Source organism: Amycolatopsis sp. NPDC098790 (assembly GCF_044759945.1).
GTDB lineage: Bacteria > Actinomycetota > Actinomycetes > Mycobacteriales > Pseudonocardiaceae > Amycolatopsis.
On record NZ_JBIWAI010000006.1, the window covers coordinates 206738 to 230671 of the forward strand.

Annotated in this window: 22 protein-coding genes; 8 read left to right on the plus strand and 14 right to left on the minus strand. The window is 72.2% G+C overall.

Annotated elements, in window-relative coordinates:
- Position 1: 1 nt before the first annotated feature.
- Both ACIQWX_RS38180 and ACIQWX_RS38185 read right to left on the minus strand, forming a co-directional pair.
- Complete coding sequence (locus ACIQWX_RS38180) at positions 2-982, minus strand: ABC transporter substrate-binding protein (protein ID WP_400881813.1); 981 nt, start codon at positions 980-982, stop codon at positions 2-4.
- A 21-nt stretch (positions 983-1003) separates the two neighbouring features.
- Complete coding sequence (locus ACIQWX_RS38185; RefSeq protein WP_400881815.1) at positions 1004-1834, minus strand: ABC transporter ATP-binding protein; 831 nt, start codon at positions 1832-1834, stop codon at positions 1004-1006.
- A 237-nt stretch (positions 1835-2071) separates the two neighbouring features.
- On the opposite strand from ACIQWX_RS38185, the gene ACIQWX_RS38190 reads away from it, so the two are divergent.
- The 3 genes from ACIQWX_RS38190 (at position 2072) to ACIQWX_RS38200 (ending at position 5510) form a co-directional block, all read left to right on the plus strand.
- A complete protein-coding gene (locus ACIQWX_RS38190; protein ID WP_400881817.1) occupies positions 2072-4015 on the plus strand; it encodes an NPCBM/NEW2 domain-containing protein in 1944 nt (647 codons plus the stop codon).
- A gap of 99 nt (positions 4016-4114) precedes the next feature.
- The gene (locus tag ACIQWX_RS38195; RefSeq protein ID WP_400881819.1) at positions 4115-4750 is read left to right on the plus strand and encodes a GntR family transcriptional regulator; all 636 of its coding nucleotides are present in this window, start codon (positions 4115-4117) and stop codon (positions 4748-4750) included.
- A 25-nt stretch (positions 4751-4775) separates the two neighbouring features.
- Positions 4776-5510, plus strand: coding sequence for a haloacid dehalogenase type II (locus tag ACIQWX_RS38200; RefSeq protein ID WP_400881821.1), 735 nt, complete (start codon positions 4776-4778; stop codon positions 5508-5510).
- Here ACIQWX_RS38200 and ACIQWX_RS38205 read toward each other — a convergent pair.
- Both ACIQWX_RS38205 and mug read right to left on the minus strand, forming a co-directional pair.
- Positions 5502-7055: a long-chain-fatty-acid--CoA ligase gene (locus tag ACIQWX_RS38205; protein ID WP_400881823.1), complete on the minus strand. Its 1554-nt coding sequence runs from the start codon at positions 7053-7055 to the stop codon at positions 5502-5504. The genes ACIQWX_RS38200 and ACIQWX_RS38205 overlap by 9 nt on opposite strands.
- 95 nt (positions 7056-7150) lie before the next feature.
- Positions 7151-7732, minus strand: a complete 582-nt coding sequence (mug, locus tag ACIQWX_RS38210; RefSeq protein ID WP_400881825.1) for a G/U mismatch-specific DNA glycosylase — start codon at positions 7730-7732, stop codon at positions 7151-7153.
- Between the two features lie 177 nt (positions 7733-7909).
- Here mug and ACIQWX_RS38215 point away from each other — a divergent pair, with 177 nt between their 5' ends.
- Positions 7910-9277 (plus strand): endo-1,4-beta-xylanase, encoded by a 1368-nt coding sequence (locus ACIQWX_RS38215; RefSeq protein ID WP_400881827.1) that lies wholly within the window; start codon positions 7910-7912, stop codon positions 9275-9277.
- 10 nt (positions 9278-9287) lie between these two features.
- Here ACIQWX_RS38215 and ACIQWX_RS38220 read toward each other — a convergent pair whose 3' ends face one another.
- Positions 9288-10139 (minus strand): PaaX family transcriptional regulator C-terminal domain-containing protein, encoded by an 852-nt coding sequence (locus ACIQWX_RS38220; RefSeq protein WP_400881829.1) that lies wholly within the window; start codon positions 10137-10139, stop codon positions 9288-9290.
- A 118-nt stretch (positions 10140-10257) separates the two neighbouring features.
- On the opposite strand from ACIQWX_RS38220, the gene ACIQWX_RS38225 reads away from it, so the two are divergent.
- Positions 10258-11559 (plus strand): MFS transporter, encoded by a 1302-nt coding sequence (locus ACIQWX_RS38225; RefSeq protein ID WP_400881831.1) that lies wholly within the window; start codon positions 10258-10260, stop codon positions 11557-11559.
- Between the two features lie 505 nt (positions 11560-12064).
- Positions 12065-12736, plus strand: coding sequence for a DUF4190 domain-containing protein (locus ACIQWX_RS38230; protein WP_400881833.1), 672 nt, complete (start codon positions 12065-12067; stop codon positions 12734-12736).
- A 10-nt stretch (positions 12737-12746) separates the two neighbouring features.
- On the opposite strand, the gene ACIQWX_RS38235 is transcribed toward ACIQWX_RS38230, so the two are convergent.
- Both ACIQWX_RS38235 and ACIQWX_RS38240 read right to left on the minus strand, forming a co-directional pair.
- Positions 12747-14333: an FAD-binding protein gene (locus tag ACIQWX_RS38235; protein WP_400881835.1), complete on the minus strand. Its 1587-nt coding sequence runs from the start codon at positions 14331-14333 to the stop codon at positions 12747-12749.
- A 31-nt stretch (positions 14334-14364) separates the two neighbouring features.
- A complete protein-coding gene (locus ACIQWX_RS38240) occupies positions 14365-15012 on the minus strand; it encodes a DsbA family protein (RefSeq protein WP_400881837.1) in 648 nt (215 codons plus the stop codon).
- Between the two features lie 180 nt (positions 15013-15192).
- On the opposite strand from ACIQWX_RS38240, the gene ACIQWX_RS38245 reads away from it, so the two are divergent.
- Positions 15193-15975 carry an oxidoreductase gene (locus ACIQWX_RS38245; RefSeq protein ID WP_400881839.1) on the plus strand — a complete coding sequence of 261 codons (783 nt, stop codon included), beginning with the start codon at positions 15193-15195 and terminating at the stop codon, positions 15973-15975.
- A 45-nt stretch (positions 15976-16020) separates the two neighbouring features.
- Here the strand turns inward: ACIQWX_RS38245 and ACIQWX_RS38250 are convergent, their stop codons facing one another.
- Genes ACIQWX_RS38250 through ACIQWX_RS38280 form a run of 7 tightly spaced genes read right to left on the minus strand, consistent with a single transcriptional unit; the run spans position 16021 to position 22023 of the window.
- Positions 16021-17211, minus strand: a complete 1191-nt coding sequence (locus ACIQWX_RS38250; protein ID WP_400881841.1) for a cytochrome P450 — start codon at positions 17209-17211, stop codon at positions 16021-16023.
- A gap of 29 nt (positions 17212-17240) precedes the next feature.
- Entirely contained in the window at positions 17241-18431 is a 1191-nt protein-coding gene (locus ACIQWX_RS38255) for a cytochrome P450 (RefSeq protein WP_400881843.1), read from the minus strand.
- A complete protein-coding gene (locus ACIQWX_RS38260) occupies positions 18428-19048 on the minus strand; it encodes a hypothetical protein (RefSeq protein ID WP_400881845.1) in 621 nt (206 codons plus the stop codon). The genes ACIQWX_RS38255 and ACIQWX_RS38260 overlap by 4 nt, the downstream gene beginning before the upstream one ends.
- Positions 19045-19455, minus strand: a complete 411-nt coding sequence (locus ACIQWX_RS38265) for an antibiotic biosynthesis monooxygenase family protein (RefSeq protein WP_400881847.1) — start codon at positions 19453-19455, stop codon at positions 19045-19047. The genes ACIQWX_RS38260 and ACIQWX_RS38265 overlap by 4 nt, the downstream gene beginning before the upstream one ends.
- Positions 19456-19496: 41 nt before the next feature.
- Positions 19497-20087 carry an NADPH-dependent FMN reductase gene (locus tag ACIQWX_RS38270; protein WP_400881849.1) on the minus strand — a complete coding sequence of 197 codons (591 nt, stop codon included), beginning with the start codon at positions 20085-20087 and terminating at the stop codon, positions 19497-19499.
- Positions 20084-21259: an MFS transporter gene (locus ACIQWX_RS38275; protein ID WP_400881851.1), complete on the minus strand. Its 1176-nt coding sequence runs from the start codon at positions 21257-21259 to the stop codon at positions 20084-20086. Before ACIQWX_RS38275 ends, ACIQWX_RS38270 begins: the two co-directional genes overlap by 4 nt.
- Positions 21259-22023 carry an SDR family oxidoreductase gene (locus ACIQWX_RS38280; protein WP_400881853.1) on the minus strand — a complete coding sequence of 255 codons (765 nt, stop codon included), beginning with the start codon at positions 22021-22023 and terminating at the stop codon, positions 21259-21261. The genes ACIQWX_RS38275 and ACIQWX_RS38280 overlap by 1 nt, the downstream gene beginning before the upstream one ends.
- A gap of 428 nt (positions 22024-22451) precedes the next feature.
- Between ACIQWX_RS38280 and ACIQWX_RS38285 the strand changes: the two genes are divergently transcribed.
- Positions 22452-23915, plus strand: a complete 1464-nt coding sequence (locus ACIQWX_RS38285) for an FAD-dependent monooxygenase (RefSeq protein ID WP_400881855.1) — start codon at positions 22452-22454, stop codon at positions 23913-23915.
- Positions 23916-23934 lie beyond the last annotated feature (19 nt).

Consider the following 23934-nt stretch of genomic DNA (forward strand, 5'->3'; position numbering starts at 1 on the left):
GCTAGTTCTTCAGCGCCGCGACGGCCGCGTCGACGAACTGCGCCATGGACTTCGGCCCGCCGAACATCCACAGGGAGTCCGGGAAGCGGTGCACCTTGCCGCTCTTGACGAACGGGAGGTTCTTCCAGATCGCGTTGCCGGCCAGCTCCTGCTGGTAGGGGTCGCCGTCGGCGTTGTTGGCGATGTACCAGAACCGCACGTCGGGCAGCTGGGTCAGGCCCTCGACATCGGCCTGGCCGAGCCCGTAGGTGGGGTCGCCGTCCATCGGCCACGCGGTTTCCAGGCCGAGCCGCGCGAACACCGCGGACACCAGCGCGCCCTTGGTGTAGGGCCGGATGCTGACCGAGCCGGAAGTGACGTAGGCGTCGGAGAAGGCGACCTTCTGGCCGGCGCCGCCGAGCTTGTCCACTTCGGACTTGCCCGCGGCGAGCTTCTGCTCGAACTCGGATTTCAGTTGCGCAGCCTGGGTTTCCGTACCGGTGGCCTTCGCGATGACGTCCAGCCCGGCGTACATCCCGGCGATCGGGTCCTTGGCGTTTCCGCCGTTGATGACGATCACCGGCACCTTCGCCTCGATCTGCTCGAGCGCCCCTTCGGTCACGCTGTCGGTGACGACCACGAGGTCCAGGCCCAGCGAGCCCAGCGTGTCGAGGCTGGGTTCGCCGCGGGTGCCGATGTCCTTCGGCGTGCCGTCGAGCTTCTCGGCGCTGACCCACTGGCCGTAGCCCTTGATGTCGGACACGCCGACCGGCATGACGCCGAGCGAGACCAGGTGCTCGACGGCGTTCCACTCGGTCGCCGCGACGCGCTTGGCCGGGTGGGGCAGCTTGACCTCCTTGCCGCGCGAGTCGACGACCGTGACCGGGCCGGCGGCGCCGCTCGTGGCGGCCGCGTTGCTGGTGGGCTCCTCGGTGGTGCCGCAGGCGGCCACGAAGAACGTGGCGGCCGCGGACAGGCCGAGGAGCATCCGGGTGATCCGCATGTTTCTCCTGTTTTCGATGGGTCAGACCGAAGCGGTGTCGCTGGGGCGGCCCGCGGTGTCGTTGAAGCGGCCGACCGCGCGGGTGTGGATCCGGCCGTCGGCCGGGTCGAGCGCGACGTCCACGCGGATGCCGTAGGCCCGGCTGAGGTTCGCCGAGGTCAGCACGTCGGCGGGGGAGCCGTCGGCGGTGACCCGGCCGCCCTCCAGCAGCAGCACCCGGTCGGCGACGGCCGCCGCCTGGTCGAGGTCGTGCAGCACCACGCCGACCCCGACGTCGTGCCGGTCGGCGAGGTCGCGGACGACGTCGAGGATCTCCACCTGGTAGCGCAGGTCGAGGAAGGTCGTGGGCTCGTCGAGCAGCAGCAGCGCGGTGTCCTGGGCCAGGCAGCTCGCGAGCCACACCCGCTGCGCCTGCCCGCCGGAGAGGGCCTGCACCGGCCGGTCGGCGAGGGCGGCCAGCCCGGTCAGCGCCAGCGCCCGCTCGACGGCGGCGGGACCCTCGGGGTCGCGGCCGCCCCAGCGGGACCGGTGCGGGTGCCTGCCGAACTCGACCAGCTCCCGCACGCTCACCCCGCCGGGTGCGGTCCGCTGCTGCGACAGCAGGGTGATCCGCTTGGCGATGTCCTTTCCGGACAGTGCCCGCAGCTCGGCACCGTCGGCGAAGGTGACCGCCCCGGCGACCGGCGGGTGCAGCCGCGCCAGCGCGCGCAGCAGCGTCGACTTCCCGCTGCCGTTCGGGCCGATCAGCGCGGTCACGCTCCCGGCGGTCAGGGAAAGGGACGCGCCGCGCACGACGACGTCGCTGCCGTAGGCGACGTCGAGCTCGCGGGCGTGAACACCGGTATCGGACACCCGAGAACGATAAGGTCAGGCTTACCTAACCAACAAGGTGGCGGACAGCACACCGGCCCGTCAACGCGCGAAGACGCCGCGCTGCGGCTAGCGTCTCCGGTGCAGGCCGGTGTACCCCTCCCCCTCGGTGCACCGGCCTGCTCCTGCGTCCGGAGAGGGTAGTTTTGCCCGTCTTGACCTCCCTCGCAGGTCAGGGCAATCCTGGGAGTCTTGTCCGCTTTTCCCGGAGGGGGAACAATGCGACGGCTCCTGGTACTTCTCTGCGCTCTTTTCCTGACCGCCACCGCCGTCCCCGCGTGGGCCGATCCGGCACCCGATCCGGTTCCCGGCGAAAGGCCGCCGCTGGGGATCACTTGGGCGACCGGGGATCCCTACTGCCTCTACCAGCTCGGCGAGAACGCCGTGAAAGCCGCCGCCGACCAGCTCGTCTCCTCCGGGCTGCGGGACGCCGGCTACGAGTACGTCATGCTCGGCGACTGCTGGCAGGCGGCCCAGCGCGACGCCGACGGCAAGCTCGCGCCCCGCCCGAGCTTCTCCTCCGACATCCCGGCGCTGGTCGCCTACATCCACGAGCGCGGGCTCAAGATCGGGTTCTACAGCGGCACCGGCGCGAAGACCTGCAGCGCCTACCCGGCGGCCGGCTCGCTCGACCACGAGGACCTCGACGCCCGGACCTTCGCCGCCTGGGGAGCGGACTACCTGCGCTACGACACCTGTTACAGCGTCAACGGTGACGCGCCCGCGCGCGTGAAGAAGATGGCCGACGCGCTCAAGCGCACCGGCCGGCCGATCACCCTCGAGGTCGACGACTACGACCGCAACCAGAGCCCGTGGCTGTGGGCACGGGCCTCCGGCGCGCAGGTCTGGCGCACCTACAAGAACGCGACCTTCAACTTCGGCTACTCGACCGGCAGCCTCGACAAGCAGTACGGCCTCGACGGCTACAACGGCCCGGGCGGCTGGAACATGCCGGGCTCCTTCACCTTCAGCTACCTCGACACCGCCGAGCGCCAGGCCAAACTGGGGCTGTGGGCCGTGCTCAACGCGTCCCTGGTGGCCGACATGGCGCTCGCGGCCGACGTCACGCTCCCGGCCGCCGAAATGGGCAACCCCGACATCATCGCCGTCGACCGGGACTGGGCGGGCGTCGGCGGGCACAAGGTCCGCGACACCGGCTGGACCGAGGTGTGGACGAAACCGATGTCCGACGGTTCGGCCGTGCTGGTGCTGTTCAACCGCGGCGAGCTGGCCGCGCCGATCACGACGTCCGTGGCCGACGCCGGCCTGCCCGCCGCGGCCGGGTACCGCGTGCGCGACCTGTGGACCGGCGACGAGACCGAGACGACCGGCGCGCTCGGCGGGACCGTCGGGCGGCACGCCGCCACCGTGCTGCGCGTGTGGCCCACCGCCCCGGCCGCCGCGCCGCGGACGTCGCTGACCGTCGACCTGCCCGACTCCGTGCCGCCGTCCCAGCCGGTCACCGCCACGGTCAAGTTCACCAACGCCGGTTCGACGCCCATCACCGGCGCGCAGCTGCGGGTCACCGCGCCCGCGGACTGGCAGCTGGACGGCACCGGCGAGGCGGCCACCGCGACCGTCGAACCCGGTGCCACGTGGGAAACCGCCGTGACGCTGCACCCGGTCTCGACCGCGACCCAGCCGTTCAAGATGCCGGCCACCGTGACGTACACGACCGCGCAGGGCGCGCGGACCGCGACCGCGTCGGCCGAAGCGCCGCTCATGCTCGCGCCGAACCCGCCGTACACCAACGGGTTGCTCAACACGCAGCCGTGGATCTCCAGTGAGAACGGCCTCGGCCCGGTCGAGCGCGACAGCGTCGACAACGGCCACCCGCTCATGGTCAACGGCAAGACCGACGCGCACGGCGGGCTGGGCACGCACGCGCCGTCGGTCGTGCGGTACTACCTCGGCGGCAAGTGCAAGCAGTTCACCGCGACCGTCGGCGTCGACGACCGCGGTCCCAACGGGACGCTCGGGTTCCGCGTCATCGGCGACGGCGTCGAACTGGAGGCCACCGGCGACCTGCGGCACGGCGACGCCGCGCAGCACCTCGTCGTGCCGGTGACGGGCGTGCAGGTGCTGGCGCTCGCGGTGGACGACGCGAGCGACGGCTCCGCCGGCGACTGGGGCGACTGGCTGTCCCCGTACCTGAGCTGCTGAGCCGCTCGTGGGTGGTGCGGCCCGGCCGCGCCACTCACGGGTGCCGCGGCCGTGCCAGACTGGGGACCTGTTCGGCCCGGTGACCGGAAAGGGGATCGCGTGACCGTGCCCTTGCGCGGCATCAGCACGCGCGACGCCCTCGTCGAGGAGATCCGGCGCCACATCCTCGGCGGCGAGCTGAAGCCGGGGGAGCCGCTCACCGAAGTCGGCTTGGCGAGCATGTTCGGCGTCGCGCGCCCGACGGTGCGCTCGGCCCTGCAGGAGCTCCTGGCCCGCAACCTCGCCGAACGGTCGGCCGGGCGTTCGCTGCGCGTCCCGGTGTTCACCCCGGACGACGTGCGGGACCTGTTCTTCGTCCGCACCCCGCTCGAACTGGAGGCGGTCCGGCGGATCGTCACGCAGCGGCGTCCGCTCGAGGCCGCCGAAGCCGGTCTCGCCGCGATGGAGGCGCTGGCGCCGGCCGCGAGCTGGGGCGACCGGGTCGACGCGCACACGAAGTTCCACGTCGCGTTGATCGGCTGCGCCGGGAGTCCGCGGCTCGACCGGATCTACCCGGCGATGCAGGAGGAGATGCAGCTCTGCCTGGCCCAGCTCAGCGACTCCTACCCGGGGGCAGGCGACTTGGCAGCGGAGCACCGGGCGCTGCTGGACGCGGTGCGCTCGGGGGACGAGGAGCGCGCGGTGACGGCGATGCGGGAGCACCTGCAGCACGCGGTGGACGGGCTGGTCGGCTGACGGCCATTGTTATACTGTCATACACATGACGGACCTGACGAGCTTCAAGGCGCTGAGCTTCGACTGCTACGGCACGCTGATCGACTGGGAAGCCGGCATCGCCGCCGTCCTGTCGCCGTGGGCTGCCGAGCGGAACCTCCGTCTCTCCCACGAGGAGCTGCTGGTCGCCTACGCCGATCACGAAGCCGCCGTCGAGCGGGAAGCGCCGGCAACCCGGTACCCGGAGGTCTTGGCGGAAGCCTTCCGCCGCACCGGTGCCGGCCTCGACGCCGAGGTGAGCGACGACTGGGCCCGCCGGCTGGGCGAGTCCGTGCCGGACTGGCCCGCGTTCCCGGACTCGGCCGACGCGCTGGCGCGGCTCGCGGAGCACTACCGGCTGATCATCCTGTCGAACGTGCACCGCGACGGCTTCGCGGGCAGCAACGAGCGCCTCCACGGCCGGTTCGCGGCGATCATCACGGCCGAGGACGTCGGCGCCTACAAGCCCGCCGAGAACCACTTCCGCGCGCTGGACGAGACCTTGCCGTCCCTGGGGATGCCTCGCGAGGGCCTGCTGCACGTGGCGCAAAGCCTGTTCCACGACCACGTGCCGGCGAAGCGCGAGGGGCTGCCGTCGGTGTGGATCAACCGCCGCCACGACCGCCCGGGCTGGGGCGCCACCCCCGAGCCGAGCGGTGACTGGTCCTACGACCTGGAGTTCCCGTCGATGGGTGCCTTCGCGGACGCCGTCGACCAGGCTTTCGCCGGCCGGTCAGCCTGATTTCGTCGTGTAGGAAACGCCCGTGCGTTCCCAGATCACGTCCGCGCAGTCCAAGCCCTCCGCGGACAGCTGCCGCTTGACCACCTTGAACGTCGACGTCCGCGGCAGCTCCGCGACCGTGCGCACGTACCGCGGCACCTGCTTGGGCCCGAGATCCGCCTGGCCGGCGAGGAAACGGCCGAACTCGCCGGGGTCCAGGGGAGTCCCGGTGACGACGGCGGCCATCACCTGGTCTCCGGTCACCGGGTCCGGCACCGCGTAGACGGCCGCGTCCGTGATCGCCGGGTGGCGCAGCAGGATCCGCTCGATCGGGGCCGTGCCGAGGTTCTCGCCGTCGACGCGGAGCCAGTCGCCGAGCCGGCCGGCGAAGTAGCAGAAGCCGTCGGCGTCGGCGTAGGCGAGGTCGCCGGTGTGGAACCGGCCGTCGCGCAGGCGTTCCGCGTCGGCCGCGGGGTCCCGGTAGTACCCGGCGAACCAGCCGGCGCCCGCCGTGTTGACCAGCTCGCCGACGGCCTCCTCGGCGTTGACCAGCCTGCCGTCGGCGTCGAACTCGGCCGGTGGGCACGACGATCCGGTGCGCGGGTGCAGGATCGCGACGTCGGGGGTCGGCCTGCCGAGTGAGCCCGGCGGGGTGTCGTCGGTGCGCGCGAACCCGATGCCGCCTTCGGTGGAGCCGAACGCGTCGACCACCTTGCAGCCGAAGCGCTTCTCGAACGCGGCCAGGTCGGCGCTCGCTCCTTCGTTCCCGTAGACGAGGCGCAGCGAGTTGTCCGCGTCGTCCGGCCGCGGCGGCGTGGCGACCACATAGGACAGTGGCTTGCCGACGTAGTTGGCGTAGGTCACGCCGAACTTGCGCACGTCGGGCAGGAAGCCGGACGCGGAGAACTGGCGGCGCAGGGCGACGGTCGCGCCCGCCGCGAGCCCGACCGCCCAGCCGGCCATGACGGCGTTGGAGTGGAACAGCGGCATCGCGACGTACACGGTGTCCGATGTGGACAGGCCGAAGCGCTCCGCGAGCATCGCGCCGGGGAACGCGATCTTGCCGTGGGTGCAGCGGACCGCCTTCGGGTCGCCGCTGGTGCCGGAGGTGAAGATCAGCATGAGCAGGTCGTCGGCCGACGCCGGGACGGGCTCGATCGGGTCGGCGGCGGGCGGCCACGACCCCAGGTCCCGCACGGGGATCCCGCCGAGGTCGAGCCCGGCCAGGAGGGGCCGGTACTTCGGCTCGGTGAGGACGACCTGGCAGTCGGCGAGCCGGACGTCCCGGGCGAGCGCCGCACCGCGCCGGGTGGGGTTGAGCCCGACCAGCACCGCCCCGGCGAACGCGCAGGCGCCCAGCAGGACGGAGAACGCCGGGACGTTGTCGGCCAGCACGCCGACGTGCGGCGGCCGGCGCCGGTCCAGCGTCTCCCGGAGGCCGCCCGCCCAGCGCGCCGACGCCCGGACGTGCTCGGCCCACGACAGGGTCTCGTCCTCGAACCGGAGGCCGGGGCGCTCGTCCCCGGCGCGGGCCAGGAGGAGCTCGGTCACGGTCGGGACGCTCATCCGCGCACCTCCAGGCGGTCAGAAGTGAAACACGTTCTACTTCTAGCACGGTGACCGCGGCTCGGTCCAGCACTTCGGGTGTCAGGGGTTTTCCCTCACGGGGCGCTCGCGAGGCCGGGGAACGGGCCGTCGCCGAGGAGGCCGGAGCGGTCGGGGACGCCGGCGGCGGCCCGCATCCGGGCGAACTCGAGCGCCAGCGCCTCGGGCGGGTAGTGCGCGTTGAGGCCGCTGGGGTTGGGCACGATCCACACTTGGGCGCCGCCGATCGTCGCGGCCTGCGGGCCGAGCCGGGCGGCAGGAGCCCCGAACGCCGCCCGGTACCCGGTGACGCCCAGCATCGCCAGCCACCGCGGCCGGATCGTCCGGACCCGCTCGGCCAGGTCCCGGCCGCCGGCGGCGAGCTCCTCGCGCGACAGCTGCGCGGCGCGGGCCGTCGGGCGGCGGACGATGCTGGTGATGCCCAGCCCCCAGCCCGGCAGCAGCCCTTCTTCCTCGGCGCGCAACCGCCGCGGCGTGAACCCGGAGCGGTGCAGCGCGGGCCAGAACCGGCTGCTGGGCGTGGAAAAGCTGTGTCCGGCCGCCGCCGACGTCAGGCCGGGGTTGATGCCGACGAACACGACCTGCAACCCCTCGGCGAGCACGTCGGGCAGGACGGCGTCTTGACCTGGTTCCGGCACACCCCCATCGTAGGATCCGGCGGGACGCGGTCCCGGACAGCCTCCTCGACAGCATCGGAACCTGGCGCGGCTGACGACTTTTCGTCCACTGTGGACACCTTCGAAAGTCGGCCGAAAGTCTTTGCCCGGTCCCGCGGAGCCGTGTTGTGCTCCTGGGGAACCGGAAGGAGATCACGGATGGCGAAAAGCTCTTCGGGCCCGCGCGGCACCCGCTGGTGGCGGTCCTCGGCCTGCCGGGTGATGGCGGGGGTGACCACCGTCGCCGCCGCGGCGGCCGTGCTGGTGACCGCGCCGGGCGCCGATGCCGCGGCCGGTACCCTCGGGGCGGCGGCCGCGCAGTCCGGGCGGTACTTCGGTACCGCGATCGCGGCGAGCAAGCTCGGGACCTCGGCTTACACCACCATCGCGGCACGCGAGTTCACCATGGTCACGCCCGAGAACGAGATGAAGCCCGACGCGACCGAGCCCAGCCAGAACCAGTTCAACTTCTCCTCCGGCGACCAGATCTACAACTGGGCGGTCGGCCACGGCGCCCAGGTCCGCGGCCACACCCTGGCCTGGCACGCCCAGCAGCCGGGCTGGATGCAGAACATGAGCGGCAGCACCCTCCGCAACGCGATGATCAACCACATCCAGAAGGTGATGGCCCACTACCAAGGCAAACTCGCCTACTGGGACGTCGTCAACGAAGCCTTCAACGAGGACGGCAGCCGCCGGTCGTCGAACCTGCAGGGCACCGGCAACGACTGGATCGAGGTCGCCTTCAAGACCGCGCGCGCGGCCGACTCGTCGACCAAGCTCTGCTACAACGACTACAACATCGACAACTGGAACTACGCCAAGACCCAGGGCGTCTACAACATGGTGCGGGACTTCAAGTCCCGCGGCGTGCCGATCGACTGCGTCGGCCTGCAGGCCCACTTCACCGGCGGCAGCTCGGTCCCGGGCAGCCTGCAGACGACGATCTCCAGCTTCGCCGCGCTCGGCGTCGACGTGGCGCTCACCGAAGTCGACGTCACCAACGCGGCCACCTCCCAGTACGCGGCGCTGACGCAGGCGTGCCTGAACGTCGCGCGCTGCGTCGGGATCACCGTGTGGGGCGTGCGGGACAGCGATTCGTGGCGCTCCGGGGAAAGCCCGCTGCTGTTCGACGGCAACGGCACCAAGAAAGCCGCGTACACCTCGGTGCTGAACGCCCTCAACGGCGGCGGCGGGACGACCACGACGCCGACCACCACACCGACCAACCCGACGACGACACCCACGACACCCGGTGGGGGCGGCTGCACCGCTTCGCTGTCGGCCGGGCAGTCCTGGAGCGACCGGTACAACCTCAGCGTGTCGGTGAGCGGGTCGAGTTCGTGGACCGTCACGATGACCGTGCCGAGCCCCGCGCGGATCATCGCGACCTGGAACGTCGGCGCGACGTGGCCCAGCAGCCAGGTCCTCGTGGCGAAACCCAACGGCAACGGCAACAACTGGGGCGTCACCATCCAGCACAACGGGAACCGGAACTGGCCGAGCGTCAGTTGCAGCTCCTCCTGAGGGGAGGCGCTCAGCCGTCGGCCTGCTCGTCGGTGATCGAGTCGAGCAGGTCGGCGGCGATGGCGCGGGCGGCGGGCCGCAGCTCGGCGCTCAAGGCGTAGAACAGCTCCTGGGCGGGTTCGGCCGGCCAGTCCGCCGGCAGGTGCTCCCGCGGCAGCCGCGGGTCGGTCCGGATGGTCTGCAGCCAGTCGGACTCCAGCAGCAGGTCGCGGGCGAGGCTGTCCGGCGCCTGGGCCGCCGGGTCCGCCCAGCGGTCCAGGAACGCCCGGTAGTGCCCGGCCAGCCGGTCGATGTCCCACGCCTCCCGCACGATCCCGGCGACCTCGGTGGGTGGCAGCGCGCGGGCCTGGAAGACCTTGACGTGGCCGTCGGCGCCGAGGCCGTCGAGCAACGGGACCGGGTCGACCTCGCCCGGCGCGATCCACAGGCCGCCCTGCAGGCTGCCGAAGCCGGCCCACAGCAGCCGGGACCGCAGGGCGTGCCGCTGGCGTTGCCACGACTCGGGCATCGAAAACCCGAGCAGCGTCCACGTGCCGTCCCAGTGCCGGTTGACCGGCCCGGCCCGCCAGATGCGCCGCTCGCCGTCGTGCAGGATCGCCCGCGACCGGTCGGTGAGGCCGACGTAGACGTGCCGCCCGCGGCGGACCCGGTGGAGCAGGCCGCGCCGCGCCATCCGGCTCAGCGTGGAGCGGGTGGCGTGTTCGGAGACGCCGACGCGTTCCAGCACGTCGAGCACGCTCGCCGTGGCGACGTGGATGCGGCGGTCGAGGACGTGGCCGCCGAAGAAGGTGAGCAGCAGCGTCTGCGGACGCGGGGTGTCGGCGCCGATGCCCTCGGCGGCGGAGACGGCCAGATCGCTCACGGCGCGAGCATAAGCCCCGCCCGATGTTGGGCAGTGTCTTGACGGTGGTCACCGAACTGCTTAACGTTCGTCGCGGCGTGACGCGGGTCACGCGCGGTCGGCGACGAGGCAGGACGCGATGGCAGAAAACCTCCGCTCGCGGGCGCAGCTGCGCCGCGCGGTGCTCTCCAGCTACTTCGGCAGCGTGATCGAGTACTACGACTTCCTGCTCTACGCCACGGCTTCGGCGGTGGTCTTCAACAAGGTCTTCTTCTCGAACCTCGACCCGGTGCTCGGCACCGTCGCCAGCCTCGGCACCTTCACCACGGGCTACCTGGCGCGTCCGATCGGCGGCATCGTCTTCGGACACTTCGGCGACCGGCTGGGCCGCAAGCGGATGCTCGTCATCACGATGACGATGATGGGCATCGCGAGCACGCTGATCGGCGTCCTGCCCACCTACGCGCAGATCGGGGTGTGGGCGCCGGTCCTGCTGATCGTGCTGCGGGTGCTGCAGGGCGTCGCGGTCGGCGGCGAGTGGGGTGGCGCGGTGCTGATGTCGGCCGAGCACGCGACCAGCCGCCGCGGGCTGTGGGCGAGCTTCACCAACGCCGGGGCGCCCAGTGGCATGGTGGTCTCGACGCTGCTGCTGACGCTGATGGGCGCGGTGACGACGGACGCGCAGTTCCTTTCGTGGGGCTGGCGGGTGCCGTTCCTGCTCAGCGTCGTGCTGCTCGCCATCGGCCTGTTCATCCGGCTGAAGGTCGACGAGACGCCGGTCTTCGCCGCGGTCCGCGAGCGCTCCGGCGCGCCGCTGCTTGAGGTCCTGCGCCGGCACCCGAAGAACCTGCTGCTGGCGATCGGCGTCGGGTTCGGCGCGTTCGTCGCGCAGGGCACGCTCACGACGTACGTGCTGTCGTACGCCGTGCGCGAGGGGTTTTCGCGCCAGACCGTGCTCAACGCGATCACGGTGTCCTCGGTCGGCGCGGTGATCGGCATCATCGGCTACTCGGCGCTGTCCGACCGGATCGGCCGCCGCCCGGTCGTGATCGCGGGTGCGCTGGCCACCGGCGTGGTGGGGTTCCTGCTGTTCCCGCTGATCGACACCGGGAACGCGGCGCTGCTGACGCTGGCGGTGGTGCTGGGCCAGTCGGTGGCGCACCCGGCGATGTACGGCCCCCTGGCGGCGCTGTACACGGAGCTGTTCTCGACGCGCACCCGCTACACGGGAGCGTCCCTCGGCTACCAGATCGCCGGCCTCGGCGCGGGGTTGGGCCCGGTGGTGTTCGCGGCGCTCGCCGGCTCGGGGACGGGCGTGATCTCGGCGGTGATCGCGGCGTGCTGCCTGGTCACGGTGGGCTGCGTGCTGGTGCTGCGGGAGAGCAACCGGACCGACTTGGCGGAGCCGGCCGGGACACCGGCGGTGCAGGTGGAACGCTGAGGGTTCACCGCCAGGCGGCGCAGGAGGGTGACGCGGTAGCGCGGTAGGCGGCGTTGTAGGCCGCCGCGCTCCGCTGCCCACAGCTTCCGGGCTGCCAGGTTGGGCACCGCCTCGGCGGCGGGTCCGGCGACGAGTGCGGAACCGCGCCGAGAAGGTACGACGTTTTCGAACTCTGGCGCTCCACAGCGGACGATTCGAGGCGCCGGCGCGAGGTGTGCGAGCCGTCTCGGGCGTGGTGCGTGATGATGCGCCGCCGAGCGCGGAGAACACCCCCGCTTAGCCCGTCCGAGTGAACTTGAAGTTTCAATTTCTCACCCTTGGTAACGATGGTGAGTCAGTCGCTCACCGTCGCCACCTGCGTAAATGATCGTGAACGCGCGCCACTGAGTCCGTCCTGTGACCGAGAGTTGCTTTTACGCCCTGTTACACGCGTGGCCCGAAGGACGACGGATGGCCCAGAACGCGACCGCGTCCGGTCGAACCCGCGCCACCGAAAGAGGCAACCGTGTCCTACGCCCCCATGCCGCCCATGTCCGCTCCGGTCCAGCCGAAGAACGGCCTCGGCACGGCCGGGTTCGTCCTCGGCCTGGTCGGCCTGATCTTCGCGTTCATCCCGATCATCGGGGTCATCGCGTGGCCGCTGGTGATCCTCGGGCTGGTCTTCGGCATCGTCGGGCTGCTGCGGGCGAACCGCGGCCAGGCGAGCAACAAGGGCCTGGCCATCGCGGCCGTCGTGCTGTCGGCGATCGGGCTGGTGATCTGCGTGCTCTGGACGGCGGCCTTCGGCAAGGCCGTCAACGACGCCGCGGACGGCCTGCCGACGGAGGCCGCCCCGGCAGCGGTCGCGGACGCCGGCTCCGAGCTCGCGGCGGCGGCCCCGACCGCGGCTGCGGCGGCGCCGGCCAAGCACACGGTCGTCCTGGAGGTCACGACGGCGGCGAAGTCGAACCTGCAGTGGAGCAGTGGGTTCAGTGCGAACTCCCAGGAGGTCCTGGAGAAGGGCAAGACCTGGAGCCAGACCTTGACGATGGACGACTTGACGTTCACCTCGGTCACGGCCACCCCGGTCGACTTCAAGCTGGGCACCAAGGACAACACGTGCAAGATCACGGTCGACGGCAAAACCGTCGTGGAGCAGTCCAACAGCATCGGCGCGATCTGCACCTACCGGCCCTGACCGCCGGGGTTCAGCGGGGAGCCGGCCGGACGGCGAGGGCGTGGTTGAACACGTCCAGCGGGTCCCACCGCGCCTTGGTTCGCTGCAACCTCGGGTAGTTCCCCTTGTAGTACAACGTCGACCACGGTACGCCCGACTTGTTGATCGCCGGATCGGCCAGGTCGTTGTCCGGGTAGTTGATGTACGCGCCATCGGCCGGGTCGGGGACGCCGCCCGTCGCCGCGTACACCTTCCGGTAGAACTCGCGGATCCACGCGTCGTGGACGGCGTCCTTCGCCGGGTCTTCCCACGCCGCGATGTAGGTCAGCTTCAGCACCGCGTCCCGCGTCGCGACCGCCGTGGCGGCCGGGTTCACGGCGTTGATCGCGCCGCCGTAGGCGGCCAGCCCGACCGATCCGTTGAGCAGGCTGTCGTCGTGCTCGGCGGTGAGCTGTTCGTGAATCGCGTGGAGCTGCTCCCGGGTGAACCCGGCCCGCAGATAGCCGGATTTGACGTGGAACCGGTACGGCTTCGAGTCCGGCGACCCGGCCAGCGCCGTGGCGAGGTACGGCTTGCGTGCCCGCGTCAGGTTCCGCGGCGTCCCGACGCCGGCGCCCAGCGCGGCGAGGTAGTCGTCGAGCAGGGCTTCGGCGCCGGGGCCGAACGCCTGGCCCACCGTGAGGTGCTGCCCGGTGGCGCGGCGGTGCAGGATCAGCTCGCAGTACAGGTTCGCTCCCGGCGCGCCGGGAGCGCTGTTGGCCTCGACCCACCGGCTGTGGTTTTCCGCGAGCCGCACGAACTTTCGTTCGTCCAGTTCCGCCCACGGCCACTCGCAGCTGAAGTCCAAAGTGGACGCCGGGGCGCGGGGGAGCAGGCCGGCGGGATCGGTGCCCGTGGCCGTGGGGTCCCTCAGCCAGTACTTGGTGACGATGCCGAAGTTGCCGCCGCCCCCGCCCGTGTGCGCCCAGTGGAGGTCGGGGTGGGTGTCGCGGCTGGCCACCACCGTCCGGACCGCGCCGGCCTCGTCGACCACCACGACTTCGACCGCGTCCACGTAGTCGACGGTCAGCCCGTGGATGCGCGACAGGACGCCGTACCCGCCGCCGCAGATGTGGCCGCCGACCCCGACGCGGGGGCACCAGCCGGCGGGCAGGGTCAGGCCCCAGCCGAGGAAGAGGCGCCGGTAGACGTCTTCGCCGAGCAGCGCCCCGCCTTCGACCGCGAAGGCCCCGCGCCGCTCGTCGAAGTACACCTGCCGGAGGCCGGACAGGTCGATGATCACCTCGGTGTCCGGGTGGTCGACGAAGTCGGAGAGGCAGTGCCCGCCGCCGCGCGCGACGACCTTCTTCCCCGCCCGGACGGCCTTCCGCAGTGCTTGCTCGACCTGCCGCGTCGAGCCCACCACCTCGACGTAGTCCGGGCTCGCCACGTACCTCTTGTGGCCGCGCCGGACGAGGTCCTGGTACCGGACGTCGTCCGGCGTGACGACCGCCGGACCCAGCGGCGGGGCGCGGTCCGCGTCGGCCGCCGCGGCCGGGGTGCACCCCGCCGAGCCGGCCAGTCCCGTGACTGCCAGCCCGGCTCCGCCGAGCACCGCCCGTCTGCTCACACCTGACATCTCCGCTTCCTCCCCCGGAAGTGAACGTGGCTCAGCCGGCGGCGGCCGCCCGCTGGTGGGCTCGCTCCAGAACGGCGGCGAACCCTGACACCGACTGCGCGCCCGCGACGCCGTACGCGCGGTCGAAGACGAAGAACGGAGCCCCGGTCGCGCCGAGCGCCAGGGCTTCGCGCGAGTCCTCCCGCACCTGCTCCGCGTAGGCGTCCCCGGCGAGGAGCTCGCGGGTTTCCCCGTCCGCGACGCCGATTTCGGCCCCGAGCCGGACGAGCGTCTCGTCGTCGTCCAGAATCTCGCCTTCGACGAGGAGGGCACGCAGCAGCCGCTCGTGCGCCTGCCCGCCCAGACCCTTCGCCGCGGCGAGGTGGGCCAAGCGGTGGGCGTCGAAGGTGCTGCACATGTGGACCCGGTCGAGGTCGTAGACCAGGCCGTCTTCGGCGGCCGGGCCGGTCACGGCGCCCACCGTGCGCCGGACCTGGTCCAGGCTGCCGCCGGTCTGCTCCATCATCACCTCGTACAACGGCCGGGCCGCGCCCTTCGGGTAGGACGGCGCCAGCTGGAAGCTCCGCCAGACCACCTCGACCTCGCCGGCGTGCGCGAACCCCGCCAGCGCCTTCTCCAGCCTGCGCTTGCCGAGGTAGCACCACGGGCAGCCGAGGTCGGACCACGCTTCGATTCGCATTCGGGACTCCTGGTCGGGCTCGGGCCGCTTCGTCTGTCTGGCAGACTGTCTGTCGAGCAGATTACCTGACGATCGCGGGGTAGGCCAGAGGTGAGCGGAAGGCGGAGGCGGAAAATGCGCCGGATTTCTCGGGGAACGGTTTCTTGACAGAGTGACGGACGGGCCGGGAACATCGTCGGCATGTCGGAAACAATTCCTGTTCCCCTGTCCGCTGAATTCGCCGGTAAACGCGCGGTCGTCACAGGGGGGACGCGGGGCATCGGTGCCGCGATCGTCGCCCGGCTGACCGCGGCGGGCGCGCGGGTCGTCACCTCCGCGCGCACCAAGAATTCCGAAGTGCCGCAAGGAGTTCACCTCGTCGTCGCCGACGTGGCCACCCGGGAGGGGGTCGACGCGCTGGCCGCCGAGGCGCTCGACGTGCTGGGTGGTGCCGACGTCCTCGTGAACAACGTCGGCGAATCCAGCATCTATCTCGGAGGGCCGCTGAGCATTCCCGACGAAGAATGGGTCCGGTGCCTGGACGCCAATTTCCTTTCCGCCGTCCGGATGGATCGCGCCCTGATGCCCGCGCTGACGGAATCGGGGGGAGCGGTGGTCGAAATATCGGCGCTGGCGGTGCGAGCCCCGCAGCCGGTGATGCTCGACTTCGCGGCGTCCAAGGCCGCGCTGTCTGCCTACGCGAAGGGCCTGGCCCAGGCCGTCGGGCCGCGGGTGCGGGTCAACACCGTCCTGCCCGGCTTCGTCGACACCCCGGCGGCGCGGAAGCTGGCGGGCATCGTCGCCCGCGACACCGGGACGGACTTCGACACGACGTATGCGAACCTCGGCGGCCCGACCCCGCTCGGCGCGCCCGGCCGGCCGGAGGACGTCGCGGAGATGGTCGCGTTCCTCGCTTCCGAGAGGGCCGGTTGGGTGACCGGGGGCGTCTTCGTGGTCGACGGCGGCCGGCTCGACGCGCTGTGACGCACCCGGCGGCGGCCCCGGACCGGGGCCGCCGCCGGAACCCGCTCACCACCGCACCGGAAGCACCTCCGGGGCGCGCAGCAAGCTGTGTTCCTTCCACTCCGGCGGCCCCGCCAGCCGCAGGTCCGGCAGCTTGGTCACCAGCGCACGCAACGCTTCCTGCAGCTGCAGCCGGGCGAGCGGGGCGCCGAGGCAGCGGTGGATGCCGTGCCCGAAGCCAAGGTGCTGCTTCGGGTCGCGATCGAGGCGCAGCTCGTCCGCGTCGGCGAACTGCGTCCGGTCGCGGTTGGCCGCCCCGTGCGACACGATCACCGCCTCGCCCTCGCGGACCAGCGTTCCGCCGACCTCGACGTCCTCGCTCGCGTAGTGCGCGAACAACGCGGTGAGGCCGAGCGGGACGAACCGCACCAGCTCCTCGACCGCCTTCGGGATCAGCTCCGGGTCGGCCTTCAGCTGTTCCCAGTGCTCCGGCCGGTCGAGCAGCAGGTAGGAGAAGTTGGCGATCTGGTTCGCCGTGGTTTCGTGGCCGGCGATGAGGATCGCGACGCACAGGTCCACCAGCTCGTCCTCGTTGAGCCGGTCGCCTTCGTCCCGGGCCTGGACCAGGCCGCTGAGCAGGTCGTCGCGCGGGGCGACGCGCAGCTCGGCGATCAGCTCCAGCATGTAGGCCCGCAGCTCGTCGAGCGTGCGCGCGGCCTCCTCGACGCTGAGCTCGTTGCCCGCCAGCACCTTGTCGCTCCAGACCCGGAACCGGTCGCGGTCCGCCAGCGGGACGCCGAGCAGCTCGTAGATGACCTCCTCGGGGATCGCCAGGGCGTACGCGCCCATCAGGTCCCCGCTCTCGCCCGCGGCGACCATCTCGTCGACGAGCCGCTCGGCGAGCGCCCGCACCTTCGTCCGCAGCGCCTCGACGCGGCGCATGGTGAACGCCTTGGCGACCAGGGTGCGCAGCCGCGTGTGGTCGGGCGGGTCGGTGGTCAGGATGCCGGTGAAGTTCCGGCCTTCGGCCATCCGCGGCACGTCGTGGTCCAAGGACATCGCGCGGGAGAACCGGGGATCGGCGAGCACGGCTCGTGCTTCGTCGAACCTCGTGACGAGCCAGGCGGCGTCGCCGAAGGGCATCCGGATGCGGGTGAGACCGGGGGTGCGCTGGGCTTCCCGGTAGCTGTCGTCGAGCTCCAGCCCGCACGACCGGTTGAACGGGTAGGTGGCCGCATCGACGCTTTGTGTGCTCACTTCTTCGTTCCTCCTCCAGAAAAGACGGCCTACCAGGCGACCGGCATCGAGCCCGGTCCGCGGATGAGCATTTCCGACTTCCACGCCGGATCGCCGGCCAGCCGCAGCCCCGGTAGTTCGCGCACCAGCGCGGCCAGGGCCTCCTGCAGCTCCAGCCGGGCCAGCGCCGCACCGAGGCAGTGGTGGGCGCCGTGGCCGAACCCGAGGTGGTGGTTGGCGGGGCGGTCGAACACCAGCTCGTCCGGCGAACCGAACCGCAGCCCGTCCCGGTTCGCCGCACCGACCGCCACGAGGACGGGTTCGCCCGCCCGCACCAGCACGTCGCCGACGGTGACGTCTTCGGTCGGGTACCGCGGGAAGCTGGCCGTGGCGATGAGCGGGATGAACCGCATCAGCTCCTCGACCGCCGCCGGCACCAGCCCGGGCTCGGCGACCAGCCGCTGCCACGCACCGGGCTGGTCGAGCAGGGCGTAGACGAAGTTCGCGATCTGGCTGACGCTGGTGTCGTGCCCGGCCACCAGGATGCTGATGCACAACTCCACCAGCTCCGGCTCGGTCAGCTTGTCCCCGACGTCGCGGGCTTCGATGAGCGCGGTCATCAGGTCGTCCCGCGGCGTGGCACGGTGATCGGCGATCAGCGCGGCCGTGTACTCGCGCAGTTCGGTGAAGTTGCGCTCGTACTCCGCCGCGGTGAGGCCGCCGAGCGCGGTCACGGCCTCGGTCCAACCGCGGAAGCGTTCGCGGTCGCCGGCGGGGACCCCGAGGAACTCGCAGATCACGGCCACCGGGATCGGCAGCGCGTAGCCGGCGACGAGGTCGGCAGGCTCGCCGCCGGCCCGCATCCCGTCGATCAGGCCGCCGGCGAGCTCGGCCACCCGCGGCCGGAGCCCCTCGACCCGGCGCATGGTGAACGCCTTGGCCACCAGCCCGCGCAGCCGGGCGTGGTTCTCCGGCGAGCTCATCAGAATCCCGCCGCTGCGGTGGTACTCCGCCATGCGCGGCTCGTCGGCGTTGTCGGCGGCGGCCGGCACGAACCGCCGGTCGCCGAGGACGAACCGCGCGTCGGCGTAGCGGGCGACGAGCCACGCCGGGGCGCCGTAGGGCATCCGCACGCGGGTGAGACCGGGGGTGTCCCGGATCGCCGCGTACGCCGGGTTGAGCGTGAGGGCTTCCTCTTCGCCGAAGGGGAAGCGGAGCGGGACGTCGTGCGTGGCCGTCATGGGATCTCCAGGCTGCGGCAGTGCCGGTACTGGTGGACGCTCAGCGGCGCGGGCAGGCCGTCGTACAGGTCGGCCATCGTGTGCCGCATGGTTTCCACGTGCTCGTCGTGCTCTTCCTTGGTCTCCCACTCGGAGTAGAGCAGGGTGCTCCGGCCGTCGACGCCGATGTGGAAGCTGCCGGTGATCGGCTGGTTCAGCTCCGGCAGGGACCCCGACCGGGCCAGCAGGGAGTCGACGAAGTCCCGGGCGGTCCGGTGGCCGGTGCTCGGCCGGATGACGATGTTGAAGCAACCGGGGGTGCGGCCGGGGTCGGGCGGTGCGCTGCGGTGGAGCCGGAACTCCAGCCGCGCCGGTTCACCCGGCGGGGGCGCGGTTCCGCCGGGCGGTTCTCCGGCCGGACGGCCGGCGGCCCACTGGCTGAGGGTCGCGACGACGGCCCCGTCCAGCGCGGCGAAGCAGCTGAGGGACAGCAGCCCGGTGGGCGGCCGCTCGTGCCGGCCGACGATCCGGGCGGCCAGGTCGTCGGGGGATTCGCCGGCGCGCGGGGTGCCGAGCTCGACCACCAGCGTTTCGGCGTCGGGCCGGTCCAGGGCCGGCAGCGGGCCGCGCGGGGTCACGGCGCACCGCCGGGATCGACGACCAGCGCGGTCCGGTAGACCATCGGCCGGGCGGTGATGTGCAGTCCCTCGTCGTCCATCATCCGCTGGACGGCGGCCCGCCATTCGGGCTGCTTCCTGGCCTCGGCGAGCGCCGCGCCGCTGCCCCAGCGGACGACGTTGACGAAGCCGAGCTGAGCCTCGTCCTCGAGCGCCTCGTACATCCGCGCCTGGACGAAGCCCGGCTGGCGGGCCATCGCCGCGGCGTTGTCCTTCCAGCGGTCCAGGAACAGGGCGCGTTCCGCGGCGGGGACGGTGAAGGCGTTGATCATCGTGACGGGGTCGGTGACGATCGCGTCGGTCAGGGCGACGGCGTCCGCCGCCCGGTCCCCGACGGAGGTGTGCGTCAGCGGTACGGCGTCGGTCATGGGCACTCCTTGTCTGCGTCCGGCGGAACCGGCGGAGGCGGTCATCCCGCCAGGTAAGGACGACGGGCCTTCGCCTCGCGCAGCGCGAGCGCCCACCACTGCAGCTGGTCGAGCAGCACTTTCGCGGCGCCGGTGCACCCCTCGGGCGCGACCGGCTGCCCGTCGTCGCCGAAGGTGGCCGGGCCGCCGTGGAAGCTGACCGTTTCGCGGATCGTGACCGCGTGCAGCTCGGCGAAGACCTGGCGGAGCTGCTCGACCGCGCGCAGGCCGCCGGAGATGCCCCCGTGGGAGACGAACCCGACGGGTTTCGCGCTCCACTCGGTGAGGTGCCAGTCGACGAAGTTCTTCAGCGCGGCGGGAAAGCTGTGGTTGTACTCGGGGGTCACCACGACGAACGCGTCCGCGGCGGCGAGCCGCGGGGCCGTCCCGGCGAGGACGGCGACGTCCGCCGCGTCCGGCTCGTGGCTCGGGCCACCGGTGCTCAGGTCGACGCCGGCCAGGTCGACGACGTCGGCTTCGACGTCCGGCCGTTCGGCGAGCCGGTCGTGGAACCACGCCGCGACGGTCGAGGTGAAGCGGCTTTTCCGGGCGCTGCCGATGATCAGCGCGACGCGCAGGGTGCGGTCGGTCATGCGATTCCCTTCGGTGTCGGGCGCCGGGCGCGCAGCCCGGCCAGTGCGGCGGCCAGTCCGGCCACCGCGGCGGCCGCGATCGGCAGGAGCGCCGTGCGGACGTCGTCGTACGCGGTGAGGAGGGCGCCGGCGGGCACCACGGTGAGGACGCCGCCGAACTGGACGGCGGTCTGCAGGACCAGTCCGGCCCCTGGCCGCCGGGACTCCGGCAACCCGGCGGCCGCGCCGGCGTTGAGCGCGGCGAACGAGCACAGGTAGGCGAGCCCGATCGGCACGGTGGCGGCCAGGACGCCGAGCCCGTGGTCACCCGGTCCGGGCAGCGCGAGGTACAGGACGCACCCCGTCGCGGCGGCGACGGCACCCGCGGCGACCAGCCGGGGCGCGCCGTGGCGGGCGACCCACCGCCCGGCGAGGAGCACCGACAGCGCGAGTGTCGCGTACGCGGGTGCGCAGACGACGGCGGACAGCCAGGCCGGGCGGCCCAAGTCGTTCTGCAGCTGGAGGTTCACGACCACGAACAGCCCGACCGACACGCCGTTCAGGCTCGCGGCGCCGACCGCCGCGCGCAGGAGCGCCGCCGTGCGGGGGAGCCGGGGGACGGACCTGACCAGCGCACCCTTCGGCAGATGCCGCAGCCCGAGCCCGAACAGCACGAGGACCACGGGCACCGGCAGCAGCACGGCCCACCGCCAGTCGCCGCCGCACAGGACTCCGGCCACCAGCATGCCCGCGGTGGCCCCCACGGTTCCGCACAGCGAATACACCAGCATCGCGCGCCGCCGAGCTTCGCCTTCGCGGAACGTGCTCGCGATGACGGCGATCCCGGCGGGTGCGGTCAACGCGGCGCAGCACCCCTTGACGAACTCGGCCGCGACGAGCACCGCGAGCTCGTCCGTGCTGCCCGCCACCACGGCGGCCGCGCCGAACACGGCCAGCGCCGTGAGGTAGACCGCGCGGTGCCCCAGCCGTCGGCCCGGAACCAGCGCCAGCCCGAAGCCGAGCGGGAACGCCGCCAGTGCCCACACCGCGCTCGCCGCCGAGAGGCCGAACTCCGCGCGGATCGAAGGCAGGGCCACGCCCATCAGGACGATTTCGAGCGAGTCGACGAGCATGGTGCCGGCCAGGACGCCGACGAGGGCCCGGTGGCCGGTCGGCGGGGAGAGGGTCGCCATCAGCCGAGCAGCGTCCCGCCGGTGGCGTCGAGGAAGGCACCGGTGACCCAGCGGGCGTCCGGGGAAGCGGCGAAGGCGACCACCGCGGCGACGTCCTCGGCGTCCCCGACCTTCTTGAAGGCCGACACCTCGGCCATCTGCGCGACGGCCTCCGGGATGTCGAAGACCGGCTGGCCGTTGTTGGTGATCCCGGGGGCGACGCTGTTGACCGTGATGCCGCGCGGCGCCAGATGCCGGGCGAAGTGCAGGGAAAGCTGTTCGACCGCTCCCTTCGACATCGCGTAGGCGACCTGGTCCGCCTGCGCGAACCGGGTCAGCCCGGAGGAGATGTTGACGATCCGGCCGCCGTCGCGGATCGTCGTTAGCGCGCGCTGCACGATGAAGAACGGTGCCTTGGCGTTCACCGCGAAAAGCTCGTCGAATTCTTCGGGTGTGACATCTTCCGGCGAGGTGCCCAGTGAAGTGGCGCCTGCGTTGTTCACCAGAATGTCGAAGGCGCTTTCCCCGGTGCGTTCCTTGAGTCCGCTTTCGAATGACCGGAACAACTCGTGCACGTCACCGGGAACGCCCAGGCGGGCGCGGACGGCGAAGGCGGATCCGCCGTCGGATTCGATGCGGGCGACGGTTTCTTTCGCGGCGATCTCGTTTTCCCCGTAGTGGACGCCGACCAGCGCGCCCTCCCGGCCGAGGCGGACGGCGATGGCGCGTCCGATCCCCCGGCTCGCCCCGGTGACCAGTGCGCTCTTGCTCGAAAGGGTGCCCATGGATGCGCTTCCCGTCTGTCGGCGTGGTGGCGGCAGCGGGCGCACGGGGAACGTGTTCCCGTTCCCCGGCAGCCCGGTGTGAATGTCCGCGATGTCTTGGCGGGACGCCATTTTCGGCGGTCTCGACCAGTCCTTTATCCACGGCGCCCGACGCCGGCTCAATCCAGTGTGAGCCGGGTCACCGCGAGGTAGTGGTCGGCCCGCAGGGTGGTGCCGGCGGCATAGTGGTTGCTCCACAGTAAACGGGCCGGGAGCTTGACCACGGCCCCGGCCGCATTGTCAGATGGTCGCATCGATCGGCCTGGGGCGCACCCGTTACCCGCGTGTTTCGAGCGGGGCCGGCGCGCGGTGGATTCCCGGCCCGGGCGTCTTCGCATTCTTTTCCGTCCCGTTCCTCGCGGGCACTCGCCGCCGACCAAGGAGATTCCGTGGATGCTGCTGTGATCGTGGCCGGCGCCGGTCCGGCCGGCCTGATGCTCGCGGGCGAGCTGCGGCTGGCGGGCGTCGACGTGATCGTGCTGGAGCGGACCGCCGAACGCAGCGGGGAGTCCCGCGGCGTCGGGCTCACCACCCGCACGGTGGAGGTGTTCGACCAGCGCGGCCTCCTCTCGAAGTTCGGCCCGCTGGAGACCGGGAAGTTCGGTCACTTCGCCGGTTTGTTCCTGGACCTGGGCGTGCTGGACAGCGCGCACGAGCCCGCGAAGACCGTGCCCCAGTCGCACACGGAGACGGTGCTCGAGAAGTGGGCCTTCGAGCTGGGTGCCGACGTGCGGCGCGGGACCGAGGTCGTCGGGCTGCGCCAGGAGGACGGCCACGTCGAGGTGACCGCCCGGGGTGCCCGCGGGACCGAGGAGCTCACGTGCGAGTACCTCGTGGGGTGCGACGGCGGCCGCAGCGCGGTCCGGCGCCTCGCCGGGTTCGAGTTCCCCGGCACGCCGGCCACCCGGGAGCTGCTGCTCGCCGACGTGCGCGGGATCGACGTGCGGCCACGGATGATCGGGGAGCAGGTGCCCGGCGGGATGGTGATGGCGGCGAAGCTGCCGGGCGGGGTCACCCGGCTCATCGCGAGCGAGCACGGCAAGGCGCCCCGGCCGCGCGACGAGCCGGTCTCCTACGGCGAACTGGCCGACCTCTGGCTGCGGCTCGCCGGCGACGACGTCTCGGCGGGCGAATGCGTGTGGCTGAGCGCGTTCGGCGACGCGGCCCGTCAGGCCGCCCGCTACCGGCGCGGGCGGGTGCTGCTGGCCGGCGACGCCGCGCACGTCCACCTCGCCGCGGGCGGCCAGGGGATGAACACCGGCATCCAGGACTCGGTCAACCTCGGCTGGAAGCTCGCGGCGCGGGTGCGGGGGCACGCGCGGGACGAGCTGCTCGACAGCTACCACGACGAGCGCCACCCGGTCGGCGAGCGCCTGCTGGTCAGCACCCGGGCGCAGGGGCACCTGATCCTGTCCGGGCCGGAAATCGTGCCGCTGCGCCGGATGCTGGCCGAGCTGACGGCGGTCCCGGAGGCGGCCCGGCACCTCGCCGGCCTCGTCAGCGGCCTGGACATCCGCTACGACGTCGGCGCCGGCTCGCACCCGCTGCTGGGCCTGCGCGTGCCGCATTGGGAACTGGCGACGGCGGCCGGACCGGTCACCACCACCGCATTGCTGCGCCCGGCCCGCGGCCTGCTGCTGGACCTGCGGGACAACCCGGTGCTGCGGGCCCGTGCCGCGGCCTGGGCCGACCGGATCGACGTCGTCACCGGGACGCCGGCGGGGGAGACCGCCGGGGACACCACCGCGGTCCTCGTCCGGCCCGACGGCCACGTGGCCTGGGCCGCCCCCGGCAGCCACCACGACCTGACCACGGCGCTGGACCGCTGGTTCGGCCCGGCACGGACTCCCTGACGGGGAACGGGAAAGAGGA